We start from the raw sequence: 17,784 nt of genomic DNA, 5'->3' as shown, positions 1-17,784 counted from the left end.
GAGCAGCGGTCTCTTCGGGTTGGAGGGGGATCAAGGTGGAGCCGAAAAGGATCTATCTGGAGACTTTCGGCTGTCAGATGAACGAGCACGACTCCGAGAAGATCCTCGAGATTCTGAGTCCCCTGGGATACCGGCGGACCGTTCATGTCCATGAGGCCGACCTGATCCTCATCAACACCTGCACCGTTCGGGAGAAGCCGGAGCACAAGGTTTACAGCACCCTGGGACGACTGAGGAGATTGAAGCAGAACAAGAGGGGACTGGTTATCGGGGTGGGAGGCTGTCTCGCCCAGCAGGAGGGGGCGAGGCTGCTCGAGAGGGTTCCCCATCTCGACCTGGTCTTCGGACCGCATAATCTCAGTATGCTCCCCAGTCTGCTCGAGGACGTCCGGAAAAGGGGCAGCCGGCGGTGCGAGACCGGATTCCGCGAATGTGCTTCCTCCATGGAGGTGGTCCCTCTTCTTGAGGTGAAGGTACGGGCCTATGTGACCATCATGGAGGGGTGCAACAACTTCTGCTCTTACTGTATTGTTCCCATGGTCAGGGGGCCTGAGAGAAGCCGTTCCATGGCCGGGATCCTGAACGAGGTGAGAATCCTTGCCGGAAAAGGCGTGAAGGAGGTCATCCTTCTCGGGCAGAATGTGAACTCTTACGGGAAAGGCTTGAAAGAAGAGGCGAGTTTTCCGGCCCTTTTGAGAGAGATAGACCGGATCGGAGGGATAGAGCGAATCCGCTTCACCACATCCCATCCGAAGGACCTCTCGCCGGAGCTCGTCAGGTGTTTTCAGGATCTTCCAAAGCTCTGCGAGCATATCCATCTGCCCTTCCAGTCCGGGTCGGATCGAATCCTGAAGAGGATGAACAGGTCTTACACCCGCGAGGACTACCTTGAGAAGGTGGAGAGGCTTCGAGAGGTGTGCCCGACGATTGCCATTACAGCGGACGCCCTGGTGGGATTCCCAGGCGAATCCGACAGGGATTTTGCGGATACCATGGATCTGATAAGAAGGGTCCAGTTCGACGGTCTCTTCTCCTTTCGCTATTCGAGGAGGAGAGGAACCGCTGCGGCCGACTATCCGGATCAGGTGCCCGAACAGATCAAGAGGGAACGGCTCAGGATCCTTCAGGAGGTCCAGAGGGCGGTCACCCGGAGGAAAAACCAAGAGGCAGAGGGAAGAGTAGAGATGGTCCTGGTGGAAGGCAGGAGCCACAAGGATCCGGGTGAGATGACCGGCAGGACCCGGTCCAACCGCATTGTCAACTTCCCTGCAGGAACGGATCTTGTAGGCAAGGAGGTCCCCGTCCGCATCGAAAAGGGGCTCGCCAATTCTCTGCGAGGCGTCCTCCTGGATGACAAGGTCTGAGGCCTGTCAGGCCTGTGTCATTTCAGGGTGATACCATACTCCCTCGGTTTCTCGACCCTTCTTCCGCAGAGCTTTGTGGGCTCACCGGCGGGCTCCATCGTGTTAAGGTCGTAAACTTCACCAAGGGCCCTGCCTCTCGGTTACCGACCCTGCCGGAGACAGCCGGCTCTCCGGGTCTCTCACATCTTCCCTTCAGCCTGGAACTGCTGGGCCACGAAGTCCACGGTCGCCCGTGTCGCCCTGGAGAATTCGGTTGCAGTGGCCACCAAGGCCCCCTGCTTGTTGAACTGATCCTTTGTCATCCCATCCTCCTCGTAAGCCTCGACAAAGTAGGGAAGCCTGAGGAGCTTGTCGAGTACCTCCCTTGGAGGCTCCTCATAGATAGCCTGGGGATTGAAGGGCTTCATCCTGTCCTCCACCTCCATGAGCTGTGCGATGTATTTCGGAGGACAGGTGTAGATAACATTGCCTCCGGCGATCTTTTCGATGTGCCAGCTTGCCGCACTTCCATCGGTCGTGGGCGGGCTGATCCGCATGCTGCACATGAGCATCTTGTTGGGGTATCCTTTCTCCTCGATGATCCTGTACGCCCGCTTGAAGATCGCAAGCTCTGCCCAGCGGATCTCCGCCTCGCTCAGGTCGATCCCCCTGGCCTCAGCCTGTGTGCTCAGGTCTCCCAGGGTTCCATACCTGGCTGACATGTGGGTGATCACCGATCGCCATCTGTACAGGTCCACACCATCTGCTTTCGCTTTTTCCAGGCCACGCTGGACGGCCTCCATGCAGGAGACGAACTGGGGTACCGTGAAAGCCAGGGTATTGTTGGTCGCGATTCCCATTGCCGTCAGCCTCTCAATCAGTTCGTAACCCTGTCGGCTTCCAGGGCATTTGATCATCACATTGGGACTCAACTCTGCGAGTTCAAGAGCCTGGGCGAACATCCGCTCGGTGTCGTAGACGTCCCTGGGGTCCACCTGGCCGGACAGGTAACCGTAAGAGTGCCCGGATTTCTCCCAAACCGGCATGAAATACTCGGCTCCCCGCTTCACGATCTGCTTGTAAGTCATCCAGAAGATATCTTCAACCCCCTTGTCGGGATTTTCCCGAATCATGCCACGGACTATTTCGGCCCATGTCCCGGGATCGTCCTTGATCGCGTTGTAGCTCAGGGGGGGGTTGGTGGTTACACCTCGGAAGAGGGTCTCTCCAGGTTTATCAGGATTGAAAAGACGTTCGAGTTGCTCTTTCCAGGAGACTTTTTTCTCCTCTGGAGCACTCTCCACCACGCTCGCCGCCCAGTTTCCGTAGACCAGAGGTGATGAATCCCACCAGATCTCCGCGTCAGGGTTCACATCCTGCAGTCTCTCCAACACTCCTTTTTCAGCCATTTCCACTGACCTCCTTGCCCGGGCTTTCTTTCTTTGCCTCCAGGTTCACCCGGTAGTGTCCCGAGTGGACCTGGAAGACGTACTTGTCACCCCGATAGTGTGATTGGAGCAGCTCAACGGCCACCCCCTTGGTATCGTAAATGATGCTCTCCAGAAATATACCAGGCGAGCCCGGGGGCACCCTGAGAAGCCTGGCCTCGAGGCCGGTCAAGAGCACCCCCCTGAAGTTCTGAACGGAACGGTCGAGTTCCAGGCCGAAACGGTCTGCCAGAAGGCGATAGAGGGAGCCTGTCAGATCCATTTCCAGGATTTCGCTGAATTCTTCGTAGGGCAGGTGGCTCCTCTCCAGGATCAGGGGGATTTCGTCTCCCATTCTGAGGCGGACCACCTGGATGATCTTCGACCTCGAACCGAGCATCAGTCTTTCCGAAATCTCTCTGGTAGCCTCCACGACCCTCTTCGAGATCAGCTTGGTCTTGGGGGTGTAACCGGCGTATCGCACGTCTTCAGAAAAACTCGAGATCCGGTCCAGAGAGTATCTCGCCCTTTCAGGGATCCTGGAGCTTATGAAGGTGCCCACACCGTTCTTGGTGGTCACCAACCCCCGGCGGACCAGTTCCGAGATGGCCTGGCGGATCGTGTTGCGGTTGACCCCGCAAAAGGCGGCAAGCCTCGCCTCTGAGGGGAGTCTGTCACCGACTTGAAACCGCCCCTTGGCGATCATCTCCTCGATCCATCCCCCGATTTGCAGGTACTTCGGTATGCGGCTCTTTTGGTCGACGATCTCCGCCATGTAACGGGATCTCCGCCTGATGGCGCACCTACCCCCTCCGGGTCTCACGCCGTGGCCCCTGTCTGCTACCTTGTCCTGGCGGCAAAGAAGGAGGCAATCCCCTCCATGCAGGCTCTGTTTTCCTCGGCTGTACCCAGGCTGATCCTGAACAGTCCCGGCCTGTCCTTGAGGGTGCTGACCGCCTTGATCATGATCTTCTTTTTTTCGAAGAGGTAGTCGACTACCTCCTGCCCGTCAACGCCGAGGTCGGTGGCGTCGACGATTATGTAGTTTCCGTATGAGAAGTACGGTTTGAGCCCCCTTATTTTTGAAAGCTCGTCGTAGATGTATCGAATCTGGGCATTGTTGAATTCGATCTTCCTATTCAGCCCCTCCCTGTCGTCCAGGGCTGCCTCTGCTGCGGCAATCGACAGAAGACTCGTGTTCCACGGGATCTGGATTTTCCTGAAGGCCTGGATGATCTTTTCGTCGGCAAGAGCATAGCCGAATCGGATTCCGGCCATCCCATAAGCCTTGGAGAAGGTGTGACTCACCACCGTGTTCGGATACTCCCTGATCAGGTAGTCCTTTGATTCGTGGTCGGGGTGATATTCCAGGTAGGCCTCATCCAGGAGCGTGGGAATCCCGGCTCCAAGCAACCGCCTGATGTCTTCATCGGGGATGAAGGCACCTGTGGGGTTGTTGGGATTGCAGAGCACCATCAGTTTTGTTTTCGGCGTCATGGCAGCCAGCATGCCGTCTGTGTCGTACTGCATGTCAGGGGTCACGTCGACGGTGATCACGTTGGCTCCCACATTGAGCGCCCTGATCTCATAAAGAGAGAAAATGGGATTTGGAAGGAGAATTTCGTCACCCGGTGCCAGAAAGAGCCTGCACATGAGTTCGATGATCTCCGATGATCCGTTACCGATGTATACGTTGTCGGGATTCACCTTGTGGATTTCGGCGATCCTTTTTCGAATCCGTACTCCGTTGTCAGGGTAGCGATTGCCGAGTCTGGCAGCGTCTGTCACGGCCTGGACCACCTTTTCCGAAGGCCCGAGGGGGTTCTCGTTCACAAACATGCGGTGAAGTTCCTGGTTCTGCCAAGCCATGGTGATATTGTCGGTCTTATACGGCTTGATCCTGTCATACCAGGGAACAAAAAACTCTGTCACATCCATCTGCCCACTCCTTTCGATACAGAAAGTAGATGATTAGCTGTCTATACACCTTACCAGAGTGACCGAGTCTCTGTCAAGAGTCTCTTCTGCCAGGGTTTCCTCGATTTTCGATGAAAAATACTTCCAACCGGTTGATTTTGCCGTTTTTTCCTCTTTTTGACGGCAGAAATCCCTGTTGCCGAGCCCTTGCGGGCGGCGAGTCCCTACATCAGCGGTCTGCCGCTTTTTCTCGAGATGGGGCTGATTCTCCGAGAACGGAAGGATTGCGGATCGTTGGAAGGCATTTCCTTGAGGGGCGCAGTCTCACGTTGCACCGCCTGCCACGGCGTATCCACCCCTTTTGCCCATGACGATTCTGAGCAGGCCGAGCATGACGAGCACGATGGCGATGACGCAGGTGGCCATAGCATCGGCACTGGCCGTCCAGCCGTCGTTATCGAGCCAGATGATCTCGATGGCCGCCAGATGAACGGTTGCGGATACCAGGAAGATCACCGCGCTGATGGTCGTCATGGAACGCATAAAGAAATAGACGTAGTTCTGGAAAAAGGCCACCCTGGAAAGGGGGAAGATCAGACGGACGAAGGTGCTGATCGATGTGGAGCCGAGGCTGGTGGCGGCCTCCTCGATGGACGGATCGATGTTCTTGATATTGGAGATGCTTGAGAGAGTCCCCAGTGTGAAGTTGGCGATGACGACACAGATGATTATTATCCAGGGGGTTCCGTAGAAGGGATAGTAGGGCCTGTTGAAGGCGAGGATATATCCGAGCCCCAGGACCAGACCCGGAATAGCCGCAGGCATGACGGAAAGCAGGTAGAGGATCTGGACCCCAAAAGGTTTCTTCTTCTCCACGATGTATCCTGCGATGAGTGTGAAGAAAGCGCCGAAGAAACCGACCAGGATCGAAATCCAGAAACTGGTCCAGATTGCGGAGTAGCCTCCCAGGGATGGAAACCGGTAATGCTTCAGGGTGAGAGACCAGTCATAGGGCCAAACGCTGACAAAGGATCCCATAACCACCGTGGCGAAGACCATGATGATAGAGGCCGAAACCAAAGAACAGTAAGTGAAAAAACCCCATTTCCTCAAGGGCCGGGAGGGCCGGATGAAAGGCCGGGCCGCGCCGCTGATAAGAGCAAAACTCTTCCTGGTTACGTAGTAGTTGAACATGAAGGCCGCCACAGAGGGGACGAGAAGGATTACACTCACCGTGGCCCCGAGGTCGAAGCGGTAGAGGTTTGTCACCTGAGCGTAGATCTCTGTGGCGAGCACGTTGTAGTCCGCCCCTATCACGACCGGGTTGCCGAAGTCTGTAATGGTAAGGTTGAAGGTGAGGGCTGCTGCACTCAGGAGCCCGTATTTTGCAGCGGGAACGGTGACCCTCCAGAAGACCTGGAGAGCACTTGCTCCCAGGCTTTCCGCGGCTTCATCCAGACGGGTGTCAACCGCTGAGAGGGTGGTATAGAGGATTACCAGTGCATGGGGGAGACAGTAGAGAACCTCCGACACGATGATGCCCCATGCCCCGTATATGGACCAGCCGGATTTGAACAGATGGGCGGTTATGAGGCCGTTACGGCCGAAGAGCAGGATGAGGGCCAGAGCCTGAATTATGGACGGGGCTATGAGCGGCATGAAGGCCACCGTATTGAAAAAACCCTTTCCCGGTATGGTCGTCCTTGTAAGAGCGTATGCAAAGAAGAAGGCCAGCACAGTGGTGATCGCCATGGTCATGAGGGAGACATAGAAACTGTTATAGAGGGACCTGGCAATGCGGGGAGTTCCAAAGTACTTGATATAGTTGCTCAAGGTGAAATTCTCCAGGCCGAAGGCTCCTTCCTTGAAGAAGCTCATGACCAGGATCTTGTAAATGGGAAAGAGCATGAAGAAGACGAGAAGAAAGGCGATAAAAAGGCTTACGCCGGTCAGGATATACCGGTCGACGGCCAGGCTTGCAGGAGAAACAGCGTATGTCTCGTTCCTCGATCGGTTCATCGAGCATCCTGCTCCATTTGCAAAAGAGGGTACCCTACTCGGTCGGATCTAATCCGGCTCGTACACGAGAAACGCATCCGGGGGGAAATACATCAGAACCTCATCTCCCCGTTTCAGTTCGCGGTGTTCGAAATCTTTTTCCACCATATCGACGATGACCTCTGCCTCCGGATTTGTCACGAGGAGTCTCACTACGGCTCCGAGAAAGGTAATGACCTCAATCCTCCCGCTGACCATATTCGATGGTTCCAGGCCGGGGGGTTCTTTCCCAGGGGTGATGATCTCGACCTTTTCCGGCCTGATCGACAGGATGACCCTGTCTGAGGGTAGGGACCGGACGAGGGGAACGACAAAACTCGTCTCCTTGACCTGCACCGCACCGTCTTGGCGTCTGCCTTCGAAGAAGTTGGAGGTTCCCACGAAATCAGCCACAAAGCTGGACAGGGGATTCTTGTAGATCTCCATCGGTGTGCCTATCTGCTTGAAAATTCCCTGCTCCATGACTACAACCCGGTCGGCGATGGCCAGGGCCTCCTCCTGATCGTGAGTCACGTAGATCATGGTTATGCCGAGCTCCTGCTGGAGCCTCTTTATCACCGCCCGGAGCCGGACACGGATCTTCGCGTCGAGGGCACTCAGAGGTTCATCGAGAAGGAGAACACTTGGGTTCGGAGCGAGGGCACGACCCAGGGCTACCCGCTGTTGCTGGCCGCCGCTCAACTGGGCCGGATAGTTGTTCCGCCAATCCCTGAGCCCGATCAGATCGAGTATCTCATCGACCCTTTCCTTGATTCTGTCCCTGGGCATCCTCCTCATCTTGAGGCCGAAGGCGACGTTCTCCGAAACCGTCATATTCGGAAAGAGGGCGTATGACTGGAAGACGATCCCGAAATCCCGCCTCTGGGGAACGAGATCGTTGATGACCTTACCCTGGTATACGATTTCGCCACTTGTGGGTGTCTCAAACCCCGTGATCATCCTGAGGATCGTCGTCTTACCGCACCCGCTGGGTCCCAGGAAACAGACGAACTCTCCCTCCTCGACCTCCAGGTTGACCCTGTTCACCGCCACCAGGGTACCGAACACCTTGGTCAGGTCCCGTAGCTGCAGGTTTCTTGGCATGACCGACCTTCTATACTCCCTTCTCAAAGAAAAAGAGAGGAGACACAGCCGCCGTGCCTCCTCTCCTGGAATTGGTCTATCTCAGGAACTTGTCCTGCCAGATGACCAGGATCTCTCCCCTGTTGGTGGCCTGCCACTGGAAGTCCATGGGAGCGAGCTTGATGGTCTCCAATCTTGGCAGGTCAGGGGGGCCGGGAATTCCTGGGAGGGTCACTCCGAGCTTGAACGTGGCATACTCTCGCATGGCTCTCTCGCTGATGGCCCAGTCCAGGAATTTCTTTGCAGCCCTCTTATGCTTGGCTCCCTTCAGAAGGGCATTGGCCTCGAGTTCGTAACCAGCCCCTTCGCTGGGAAGGACCATTTCAACGGGGAACCCTTTCTTCTTCAAGGACGAGTAGACGAAAGCAAAGGAGCACCCGATGGCGTATTCTCCCGCAGCGGTCAGTTTGGCCGGCTTGGAACCGCTCTTGATATACTGCCCCATGTTCTTGTCGAGCTTTTCCAGGAAGGCCCAGGCCTTGTTCTTCTTGACGGGCTTCTTTGCGTAATCCGGGTCGAACATCTCCAGGATACTGGCCACCTGGAGGAAGCCCGTGCCGGAGCTAGCAGGGTTGGGCATGATCAACTTGCCCCGGTACACGGGGTTGATCAGGTCGTGCCATCCCTTGGGCTTGGGAAGATTCTCCTTGGCCATCACCTGTGTATTGAGAACAAAGGCAGCCATGTAGAGGTCGATGGCGACCCAGTAACCGTTCGGATCCTTGAATTTGGCAGGGATCTTGTTCCAGCCCTTCGGCTTGTACCGGTCTAGGAGCCCCCTGTCCCTGAAATCCTCCATGTTGGTTACCGCCCATCCCCAGACCACGTCGGCCTGAGGGTTGTTCCGTTCGGCGAGCATCCTGGCGCCGAGCTCGCCTGTGGAAAGGCGAATGATCTTGATATCCAACCCGGGGAGTTCCTCTTTGGCCAGCTTGAGGTACTCCACGGTTTCTTCCGTTTCCAAGGAGGTGTAAACAACGACCGGCTTCTTCGCAGCAAGGACCGGTCCGCTGAGAAACACGGAGAGGGAAAATACCAGCAAAAACACGATTGAAATCCTCTTGATCTTTCTCATAGTTCCTCCTCCTCTCGAAGATAATCTGCCCTTGTGGGCAACCCCGGTGCTCGGCTGTCAAAAGACGGCGGACACCTCGACCTCTTGGAACCCTCCATTCGCATCCCCCCTTTCCAGAGTCGTTCCCTTTGAGGGTACATCGAAAAATAGATAACCCCCGGCCGGTTGAGAATCACGATTCCTTTATATGTCCAAAAGAGAAAATTGTCAAATCGTCTCCGACTGCTGGCTTCCCCGCGTCCGGGTGGGCCCCCTTCTTGACAGGCTTTTCCCTTATCTGGTAGATCAGATCAGGAGGGGGAGAGTTTTGCCGCTGGGGGGACGCAAGCTGAAGGATGGAGGAACAAGCAGAATAAAGGGGGAAGGCCCCCCCATGGTCGTTGCCATCGACGGACCTTCTGGAGCCGGCAAGAGCACCGTTGCAAGGCTCCTGGCCGGGAGGCTCGGGTTCCTCTACGTCGACACGGGTGCCATGTACCGGGCCGTTGCGTTGAAGGCGAAGAGGGCCGGCCTCGATTTGCGTGATGAGCACGGGATGGGAGAGCTTTGCCGTTTCTTGGAGATCGATTTTCTGCGGGATGAGGAGGGGATTCGCGTCATCTGCAGCGGCGAGGACGTAACTGATCTCATCAGGAGCCCTTCTATAAGCCTCCTGGCTTCTGAGATTTCACGGATTTCCGCGGTCCGGCAGTCTCTGGCGGAGCTCCAGCGGGGATTCGGAAGGAGAGGCGGGGTTGTACTCGAAGGTAGAGACATCGGGACGGTCGTCTTTCCAGAAGCTGATGTGAAATTCTTCCTCGATGCGGATCCGTCGGTTCGAGCCAGGAGACGATACGAGGAGCTCAAGGCAAGGGGTGAAGATGTGGAACTCGAGGAGACTATCCGGGAGATGGAGAGGAGAGACTACAATGACCGGACTCGTGCCCTGGCGCCTCTCCGGGCCGCCCCTGACGCAGTGCTCATCGACAGTACCCACCTAAGTGTGGATGAGGTGGTCGAGATGATGGCCGATATCTTCCGTGAAAAGGCAGAGAAGAGGTGAGATCCGTCAGGGCCGGTGGTGGACTCGAATCGATTTGTTTTTTTTGCGATAGTGTGCTATATTTTGGCCAATTGATGAGCAGGGGGTGCTTTGTTAATGGAAAAAAACGGGATTCCGCCCGAGGAGGCAGGCACAGGGCCGGCCGAGGAGGCGGAGAGGGAAGCGGGTAGTGCAAAGAAGGAGGAGGAGAGCTTCCAGAAACTCTACGAGGAGAGCCTGAAGTCGGTCGAAGAGGGGGAAATCATACGGGGTGTTGTTATCGACTTCAACGAAGACTTCGTGACCGTGGACATCGGTTATAAGTCGGAGGGGCAGATTCCGGCCAGCCAGTTTCGTTCTAAAGAGGGGGAGATCTCCGTCAAGAAGGGAGATGCCATCGACGTTCTGGTGGAGAGAAAAGGGATCGAGGACGGCTTGCTTGTTCTGTCCAAGGAGAAGGCCGACAGGTTGAAAGCCTGGCATGAGGCGAGCGAGGCTTGCCGGGAGGGAGAAGTCGTTGAGGGACAGATAGTCGGGAAGGTAAAAGGGGGTCTGTCGGTCGATATCGGGATCACGGCGTTCCTGCCGGGATCACAGGTCGACATCCGGCCTGTTCGCAACCTCGACAGGTTCATCGGGCAGAGGCTCGAATTCAAGGTGATCAAATGCAACCGGAAGCGGAACAACGTGGTCCTCTCCCGCCGACTTCTCTTGGAGGAGAGGAGGCGGGAGCTGAGGGCTCAGACCCTGAAGCTTCTCAAAGAGGGAGAGATTCTCGAAGGGGTAGTCAAGAATATCACCGACTATGGAGCCTTCATCGACCTTGGAGGTATCGACGGACTCCTCCATATCACGGATATTTCGTGGGGTAGGATCAGCCATCCGTCCGAAAAGGTTTCCGTGGGCGATCGAATCAGGGTGAAGATACTCAACTACGATCCAGAGACCGAGAGAGTCTCCCTGGGTTTGAAGCAGACGACCCCTGACCCCTGGGAACATGCCCTGGAGGCCTATCCCATCGGCTCGAGAATCAAGGGAAAGGTTGTAAGCATTACTGATTACGGTGCGTTCGTCCAGCTTGAAGAGGGGATCGAGGGACTGGTCCATATCTCTGAGATGTCGTGGACCAAGAAGCTCAAACACCCGTCGAAGATCGTCGACGTGGGGGATATTATCGAAGCCGTCGTGTTGGACATCGATCCGGCCAAGAAGAGAATTTCCCTTGGCATGCGCCAGGTGGAACCCAACCCCTGGACGATCATCGAGAGCAAGTATCCCGTGGGTTCTAGGATCCAGGGCAAGGTGAAGACCATAACCGATTTCGGGGTTTTCGTGGGATTTGAGGAGGGGATCGACGGTCTCATCCATGTTTCGGAGATGTCCTGGACCAAGAAGGTGAAGAACCCTGCCGAGATGTTCAAGAAGGGCCAAGATATCGAGGCGGTTGTCCTGAGCATCGACAAGGATAGCGAAAGGTTCTCTCTGGGAATCAAACAACTGACGGCTGATCCATGGGATGATATTCCGAATAGATACCGGGTCGGGGACAGGGTAAAGGGGAAAGTAACAAACATCACCGATTTCGGGGCCTTTGTAGAACTGGAACCGGACATAGAGGGGTTGGTCCATGTTTCCGAGCTCAGCAAGGAGAAGGTGAGTAACCCTGCAGACGTGGTCAGCCTCGGGGAGCCTGTCGAAGCCGTGATCATCAATGTGGACCGGCGAGAAAGGCGGATCGGCCTGAGTATGAAGAACGTTAAGGAATGGAACGAGAAGGAGGAATACGAACGGTACCTTGCCCACCAGTCCTCCACCAGTTCCTCTCTGGGAGAACTGATTCAAAGGGAGATGGAGAAAAAATCGATTGAAGAGAGGCGCAACCAGAAAAAGGAGACCGAGGATTCGACAAAGAAGGAATGAGCAGCCGCCTCTTCAAACCACCATCGGGGGCTCGGCCAGAGCCCGCCTTATCCGTCCCTGGTACTGACAAAATCGCATCTACCCGAAGCCTTGTATCGGCACGATCCTAAGCCTCGTTTTGGTTTTCCTTGTTATCCCTTGTAGTTAATTTTTCCACGGAGGTCCCAGACGGCTCTGAAGTTTTTTCAGCCGGAGACTTCCCAATTTTGTCAGCTCCTTGCAGGGTCCCTCTTGGAACCGGGTTCCCAGGCTTTTCTTCAAACCGGGGATACGATTAAGGGCGCGGTTGGATGAAGTGGTGCGCCGCAAAGCGGATTCGCGGTATCGAGTGGGTGTGCCGGTTTTCTTGGAGACTCGATTTAGGGCCATGGTTGGGGGGGGAGAAGGCTCCGACAGGGAGGGGATTCCTGGCAGTATTATTGCATGACAGGTGGCTCGGTACTTGGTGGGCACGAGGCGGTTCCCTAGGGTGCCCTGAGCGGACGAAGAGAGGGAGTTTTTTTCAGATGAACCCAGATCAGACAAGGAAAGGTGAGGGTTATCGCGTCGTCTTTGTCGGACTCCTGGATCCATCGGAGGACAATGTTAGAGCCTTTGCCGAGGAGCTCTCAGCGGGTTTCCGGATCTCACTGGCGAGGGCGGTCCGCATAGTGAGAAACGCCCCCATGATCATCAAGAAAGGCGTCTCCCGTTCCAAGGCGGAACGGTACGAACACTGGTTCGCCAAACGGGGGGCCCGGATCAGAATAGAGGAGACCCACCCGCAGGCCCCGGCCATTTCGAGCCCGGCCGGCCAGCCGAGGGCAGAGGGTTTCGAGACTACGGCGATACAGACAGATGAACCGACAGGCGAAGGGTCGGCGGCGGACGGGGCCGTGCCGAGAGACGAAAGTGTTGCCAAGGCCTACGATGACGAGATTGCAGCTGCCTATGATGAAACCTTCACCCCGCCGAGTCAGAGCCCCCCAAGGCCGCAAGGAGCACAGGCCTTTCGCTGCCCCCAGTGTGGACAAGAGCAAGAGAGGGGAACAGAATGCGTCAGGTGTGGAATCATCTTTGAGAAGTACGAGCGGATCATGGAGAACGAGGAGATCAGGGAGGCCGGTTCCAGCCGGGCGCGTGAGGAGGAAGAACCGGCGGCCGACGGGGGACTCCAGATCAAGATTGAACCTGCAGGCTTCTGGGTCAGACTTGCGGCCTATGCCGTCGACGGGTTTGTCATCAACCTGGGCATGGGCATGGCAGCCCTCCTCCTCTTTTTTCTCCTGGTAAAGGGCGGTGGGAACTTCAGGGGTCTTGCATCGCTTGCCCCCACAGGCTCCTGGATTGTTCTTTCCGGCGTCTTTGCCTACCACATCTACTTTCTCGGCAAGAGGGGCTACACCCCGGGCAAGGGTTTTCTTAAGCTTCAGGTTATTCGTCAGGACGGCACGGGCATGTCTTACGGAGATGCAGCCATCAGAACGTTTTCCTACACCCTCTCCTCGATCCCTTTCTACCTCGGCTTCCTCTGGATAGGATTCGATGCGCATAAGCAAGGCTGGCATGACAAGATAGCCAAGACCCAGGTCATCAAGGCTGAAGAGACTCCGTCCTGGCGTAAATGGGTTGTTCTTGTGCCGGCGGTTCTCCTCCCCATGACCGCCGTCATAGGGGCTGTCGGCATCCCCGCTTACAGGGGATATGCTTCTCGAGCCGACGTTGCCAGGGCAGTCAACGATCTTCAGACCCTCAAGAGCCACCTGGAAGAGCACTTCTACCGGTACGACAGATACCCTCTTACGGGTGAATTCGGATCGTTTCTCACCAGCAGTCTCGGCCGAATCCCACGGGATCCCTTCAACCATGGCCGGCCCTACCGGTATGTGTCGGACGGCTCGAGCTTCACCTTGTGGAGCATCGGCCCTGACGGGGTGGACAACGGGGCTCGGATAGCCTATGATCCTCTCTTTACTAAGGGCCTCAGACAGAAAGGGGATATCATAGTCTACTCCGACGAGGGGACCAGCGACGGGGGCGAACTTTTCGGGATGACTCCTTCCCCATCTTAAGGCCGATGTGATAAAATCAAAGGAAGATCACGAGAAAGGTCTTCGGAGCCTTGGCTGATTCGTGGGGCAAAATCGTAACACATACCGATTTTGACGGTGTGGTGAGCGCGGCTATCTGCTCCTTCTCCCTGGGCATAAACCAGATCGTTTTTGCTGGCCCCACGGCGATCGAGCGGAACCTCATATCCGTGTCGGACCGCGACGTGGTGTGCGATCTGCCCTACCCGCTGGAATGCGGCCTCTGGTTTGACCATCACCCCGGCAATCTGGAGGCGCTTCGCCTCAGGGGATACGATCCGGCGCGGATCCCGGGCCGATTCGACCTGAGGGATAGTTGCGGCCGTGTGGTCTACGAGTACTTCTCGTCGAGAGTCGGATTGCCCCCCTATTTTGAGGCCACTGTCTACAATGCGGACGTCATCGATGCCTTCAAGTACCGGGATGTGGAGGATTGGAGAAGAGAGACACCGGGAAAGGTGGTCGATTGTGCTCTGAAAATGGCGGGCCACCCGGGAGACGGAAACTATCTCCGGAGAAAATCCGTCTTTCTTCTCAGGGACAACCCCCTGGAGGTTGTCGCCGCGGACCGGGAAATCAGGGGACAATACCAGGCCTACAAGGGCCAAGAAGAGAGGATGCTGGCGACGATCCGGGAGGCTTCCTATTTCCTGCCGGAAGACGAGGAGCACGAACTCATCATCATCGATCTCACCAGGTACAAGCGGCGGCCCTCGATTCTCAGAAACCTCGCCTTTCTCCTTTACCCGACTTCACGGGGTGTTGTCGAGATCAGGAGCCTCTACAGGCAGGGGATCAAGACAAACAACTTCAGCCTTTCGATATCGCTCAGTCCTAGTTGGGGCTCTTTTTCAACCTCTAGGGATCTGGGCGAAATCATGAGGGTTCTCAATATTGGTGACGGCCACAAAGGGGCTGCCGGGGGAACCGTGAACTGCCGGTCCAAAGATGAGATGATTCGGAGAAAGCAGGAGCTTCTGGAGAGGATCCTCTCACTGTGGAAGGCAGGCTAGGGGTTCGATCAGGGGATTTGTCGGAAGGAACGAGTTCGAGTGCCTAGCGGGGAATTCGCCGGGATTTGAGCCTGCCGAGTGGATACGAGAGGGAAACCGCTTTGAATGTGAGGGCAGGGGAACAGAGGTGGGCGCGATCCTACCCCCGGCGCCCGATACCTGCCGTGGGAGGGGTCGTTGTGAAAGGAAGAGATGTGCTTCTCGTGATGAGGGGCAAGGAACCGGGATATGGGGAGTGGTCTATCCCAGGAGGCGCGATTCACGTGGGAGAGACCATGGAGCAAGCCGTGGTTCGAGAGATCAGCGAGGAGGTGGGCATCCTCACGGACCCTGTACAACTGGTGGGAATCCTGGACCGGATCATTCATGACGAAAGAGGAATGGTCCGGTATCATTACGTTCTGCTCGATTTCTTGTGTCTGTACCGGTCCGGCAAGGCCAAGCCGGGTTCGGATGTGCTCGAGGCGCGGTGGGTGAGGGATGCTGAGTTGGGCGGGTATGCTTTGCCCGAGGAGACCGAGGAGGTGATCCGAAAAGGACTGGAAGTCGCCGGTTCGATCCTATTGGGGAGAAAGAAGAAGCCGGTAAAGACAACCGGATCCTGAGGCCAGGGTGGTGAACTTATTCATAGGGTGAATATAGTGTAAATCTCTATGATTGTCTCCTATCCTTTAACGAGAGAGGTGAGAGGAGTGGCTTTAAGAAAGCCTGATTATGCAGGAAGTTGGTACCCGGCGTCCCCGGAGCAGTGCCGGAGAGAGATCGAGCGTTACGAGGAGAGGGCAAGAGAGCTGTCGGTCACACCGGATGAGACGGTCGGAGGGATTGTGCCCCACGCTGGTTGGTACTACTCGGGGGAAGTGGCGTGTGCTGTTCTGAAATCGATTGCCAGGTGGTCCTCTCCTGAAACCGTCGTCATTTTCGGGATGCATCTCGGGCCCGCAAGTGATCACGTAATCATGGCGGAAGGAGCCTGGGAGACCCCTCTCGGTATTCTCGAGATCGACGAGGTCCTCTCCCGGGAATTGACAGAATCGTTCGACTTCGTTGAGGAGACGCCCTCTTTCTACGAACCGGACAACACGATCGAGGTGCAGTTGCCTTTTGTCAAGTATTTCTTCCCGGAGAGTCGTATTCTGCCAGTGGGAGTGGCCCCTCGAGCAGAGGCTCTGGAGATCGGGGAGAGAGTCGCTGATCTTCTTGCAAAGAGGGAGGGGCAGGGGGTGGTCGTGGGGTCGACGGACCTGACCCACTACGGCCCAAACTACGGGTTTGCACCGAGGGGGACAGGAGAGAAGGCGGTCGAATGGGTACGGAACAACAACGATAAGAGGATGACGGATCTGATGGTTCAGATGAATCCCTCTGCCATGCTCCAAGAGGCCCGCTCAAGCAGGAACGCCTGCTGCGTGGGAGCGGCTGCTGCGGCCGTGGCTGCAGTAAAGAGGCTCGGCTGCCGGGCAGGAGAACTCCTTGTGTACCGGACGAGCTATGATATCGAACCCAGTACAAGCTTTGTGGGATACGCCGGGGTGGTCTATTATAGATAGAATCCCCAGGCTCAGGATGGATTTCAGACGGGCGGCAAGTGTTCTGGGGCTGATTGTCTGGATAGCCTTCCTTGTCGCTGCTCCGGTCTCTCACGCGGGGTCAGGCGAGCTGTACTACTGGACCGACGAGGCGGGTAAGGTCCACATCGTAGACAGGATCGACCTGGTCCCCAGAGGCCGCCGGATAGGGGTAAGGGAGGAGAGAGTCTCGAAGCATCCAAGGGAAGGCTCCCCTGTGCAGAGCTCCCCAGAGGAGGAGGGAGCGAGCCCGGAAGTTCAGCCGGAGCATCCTGACAAGGTAGCGGACTCGAGTGTTTCGGAGGCCGCGAAGAAGGATGAGGAGAAGAGAATCGAGGCTCTCCGCGGGCAAAAGGACGAACTGGAAGCCGAAAAAGTCCGCCAGCAAGCGCTGAAGAGACGATTCAAGAGCAGTTCGGTCCGATCCAGGGTCTATGGAAAGAGGGTCGAAGAGCTGGACAAGAAGATCGAATTGATCGAGAAGGAGTTGGAAGCATCCTCTTCCAAGGTTCCATGAAGGTCGATTGTCAGTTTACTCCTCTGATGATTTCGGGCCGGGAAAACAACGATCCGGTCTTTGTAGTCATCGACGTGCTCAGGGCGACCTCCACGATAGTCACCGCTTTCATGAACGGCTGCAGGTCTATTCTGCCCGTGGCCGAGGTGGAAGAAGCGCTCCGGTTGGCAGAAGATTCGAGAGAAAAAGTCCTCCTCGGAGGCGAGAGAGGAGGCCTCATTGTTGAGGGATTCGATCTGGGCAACTCCCCGTTGGAATATACCCCTGGCCGAATAAGGGGGCAGACCGTAGTTTTTACAACGACCAATGGATCGCGGGCCTTTCGGGCCCTCCCGAAAGGGGCAACGGGTGTGGTCGCTTCCTTCTTGAATCTGAGGGCCGTGGGCGGATACTGTGTGAGAGAGGGGAGGGACGTGGTGGTGATCCTTTCGGGGCGGGAGGGGGGATTCTCGCTGGAAGATGCGGTCTGCGGCGGCGGAGTGGCTGCCGTGGTGCGGAAGGAGTTGGGAGAGACAGCCGAACTGACCGATTCTGCGCTGGCCTCTCGGATTCTTTACGATCATTTCAGAGAAGACCTGGTAGGTATGTTCAAGGCGAGTTTTCACGGCAGGCATCTTGTCAGGATTGGAGCAGAACAGGATCTCCGTTACTGCGCTCAGCTGGATTTGACGGAAATCGTCCCTCTTTACCGGGACGGCAGGATAGAGCTTTCGGGCAGGAATTGAGGTTCAGGA

Annotated in this window: 15 protein-coding genes; 9 read left to right on the top strand and 6 right to left on the bottom strand. The window is 56.4% G+C overall.

From position 1 onward, the window contains the following. The first annotated feature begins 35 nt into the window (after nucleotides 1–35). Nucleotides 36–1,364: a tRNA (N6-isopentenyl adenosine(37)-C2)-methylthiotransferase MiaB gene (gene miaB / locus JRJ26_00725; protein ID MBW2056000.1), complete on the top strand. Its 1,329-nt coding sequence runs from the start codon at nucleotides 36–38 to the stop codon at nucleotides 1,362–1,364. A gap of 179 nt (nucleotides 1,365–1,543) precedes the next feature. Here miaB and JRJ26_00720 read toward each other — a convergent pair whose 3' ends face one another. The 6 genes from JRJ26_00720 to JRJ26_00695 form a co-directional block, all read right to left on the bottom strand. After that, nucleotides 1,544–2,752 (bottom strand): transaldolase, encoded by a 1,209-nt coding sequence (locus JRJ26_00720; GenBank protein MBW2055999.1) that lies wholly within the window; start codon nucleotides 2,750–2,752, stop codon nucleotides 1,544–1,546. After that, nucleotides 2,745–3,545: a GntR family transcriptional regulator gene (locus JRJ26_00715; protein ID MBW2055998.1), complete on the bottom strand. Its 801-nt coding sequence runs from the start codon at nucleotides 3,543–3,545 to the stop codon at nucleotides 2,745–2,747. Before JRJ26_00715 ends, JRJ26_00720 begins: the two co-directional genes overlap by 8 nt. A 65-nt stretch (nucleotides 3,546–3,610) precedes the next feature. Continuing rightward, nucleotides 3,611–4,708, bottom strand: a complete 1,098-nt coding sequence (gene hisC / locus JRJ26_00710) for a histidinol-phosphate transaminase (protein ID MBW2055997.1) — start codon at nucleotides 4,706–4,708, stop codon at nucleotides 3,611–3,613. Nucleotides 4,709–5,011: 303 nt separating this feature from the next. After that, nucleotides 5,012–6,706 (bottom strand): ABC transporter permease subunit, encoded by a 1,695-nt coding sequence (locus JRJ26_00705; protein MBW2055996.1) that lies wholly within the window; start codon nucleotides 6,704–6,706, stop codon nucleotides 5,012–5,014. Nucleotides 6,707–6,754: 48 nt separating this feature from the next. Then, nucleotides 6,755–7,828, bottom strand: a complete 1,074-nt coding sequence (locus JRJ26_00700; protein MBW2055995.1) for an ATP-binding cassette domain-containing protein — start codon at nucleotides 7,826–7,828, stop codon at nucleotides 6,755–6,757. A 76-nt stretch (nucleotides 7,829–7,904) separates the two neighbouring features. Further along, on the bottom strand, nucleotides 7,905–8,942 hold the full coding sequence (locus tag JRJ26_00695) for an ABC transporter substrate-binding protein (GenBank protein MBW2055994.1): 1,038 nt from the start codon (nucleotides 8,940–8,942) through the stop codon (nucleotides 7,905–7,907). Nucleotides 8,943–9,315: 373 nt separating this feature from the next. Between JRJ26_00695 and JRJ26_00690 the strand changes: the two genes are divergently transcribed. The 8 genes from JRJ26_00690 (at nucleotide 9,316) to JRJ26_00655 (ending at nucleotide 17,775) form a co-directional block, all read left to right on the top strand. Further along, on the top strand, nucleotides 9,316–9,984 hold the full coding sequence (locus tag JRJ26_00690) for a (d)CMP kinase (GenBank protein ID MBW2055993.1): 669 nt from the start codon (nucleotides 9,316–9,318) through the stop codon (nucleotides 9,982–9,984). Nucleotides 9,985–10,080: 96 nt separating this feature from the next. After that, the gene (locus JRJ26_00685; protein MBW2055992.1) at nucleotides 10,081–11,883 is read left to right on the top strand and encodes a 30S ribosomal protein S1; all 1,803 of its coding nucleotides are present in this window, start codon (nucleotides 10,081–10,083) and stop codon (nucleotides 11,881–11,883) included. A gap of 506 nt (nucleotides 11,884–12,389) precedes the next feature. Continuing rightward, nucleotides 12,390–13,934: an RDD family protein gene (locus JRJ26_00680; GenBank protein ID MBW2055991.1), complete on the top strand. Its 1,545-nt coding sequence runs from the start codon at nucleotides 12,390–12,392 to the stop codon at nucleotides 13,932–13,934. Nucleotides 13,935–13,984: 50 nt separating this feature from the next. Continuing rightward, nucleotides 13,985–14,965, top strand: coding sequence for a hypothetical protein (locus JRJ26_00675; protein ID MBW2055990.1), 981 nt, complete (start codon nucleotides 13,985–13,987; stop codon nucleotides 14,963–14,965). 179 nt (nucleotides 14,966–15,144) lie between these two features. Then, nucleotides 15,145–15,570: an NUDIX hydrolase gene (locus JRJ26_00670; GenBank protein ID MBW2055989.1), complete on the top strand. Its 426-nt coding sequence runs from the start codon at nucleotides 15,145–15,147 to the stop codon at nucleotides 15,568–15,570. A gap of 87 nt (nucleotides 15,571–15,657) precedes the next feature. Then, nucleotides 15,658–16,515, top strand: a complete 858-nt coding sequence (gene amrB / locus JRJ26_00665; GenBank protein ID MBW2055988.1) for an AmmeMemoRadiSam system protein B — start codon at nucleotides 15,658–15,660, stop codon at nucleotides 16,513–16,515. Nucleotides 16,516–16,531: 16 nt separating this feature from the next. Beyond that, nucleotides 16,532–17,050, top strand: coding sequence for a DUF4124 domain-containing protein (locus JRJ26_00660; protein ID MBW2055987.1), 519 nt, complete (start codon nucleotides 16,532–16,534; stop codon nucleotides 17,048–17,050). After that, nucleotides 17,047–17,775, top strand: a complete 729-nt coding sequence (locus JRJ26_00655) for a 2-phosphosulfolactate phosphatase (GenBank protein ID MBW2055986.1) — start codon at nucleotides 17,047–17,049, stop codon at nucleotides 17,773–17,775. Before JRJ26_00660 ends, JRJ26_00655 begins: the two co-directional genes overlap by 4 nt. Nucleotides 17,776–17,784 lie beyond the last annotated feature (9 nt).

This window comes from Deltaproteobacteria bacterium, assembly GCA_019308905.1.
In the GTDB taxonomy this organism is placed as follows: Bacteria; Desulfobacterota; BSN033; order WVXP01; family WVXP01; genus JAFDHF01.
Note: the sequence above shows the minus strand (reverse complement) of the source record. Positions and strands in the feature narration are given on the sequence as shown.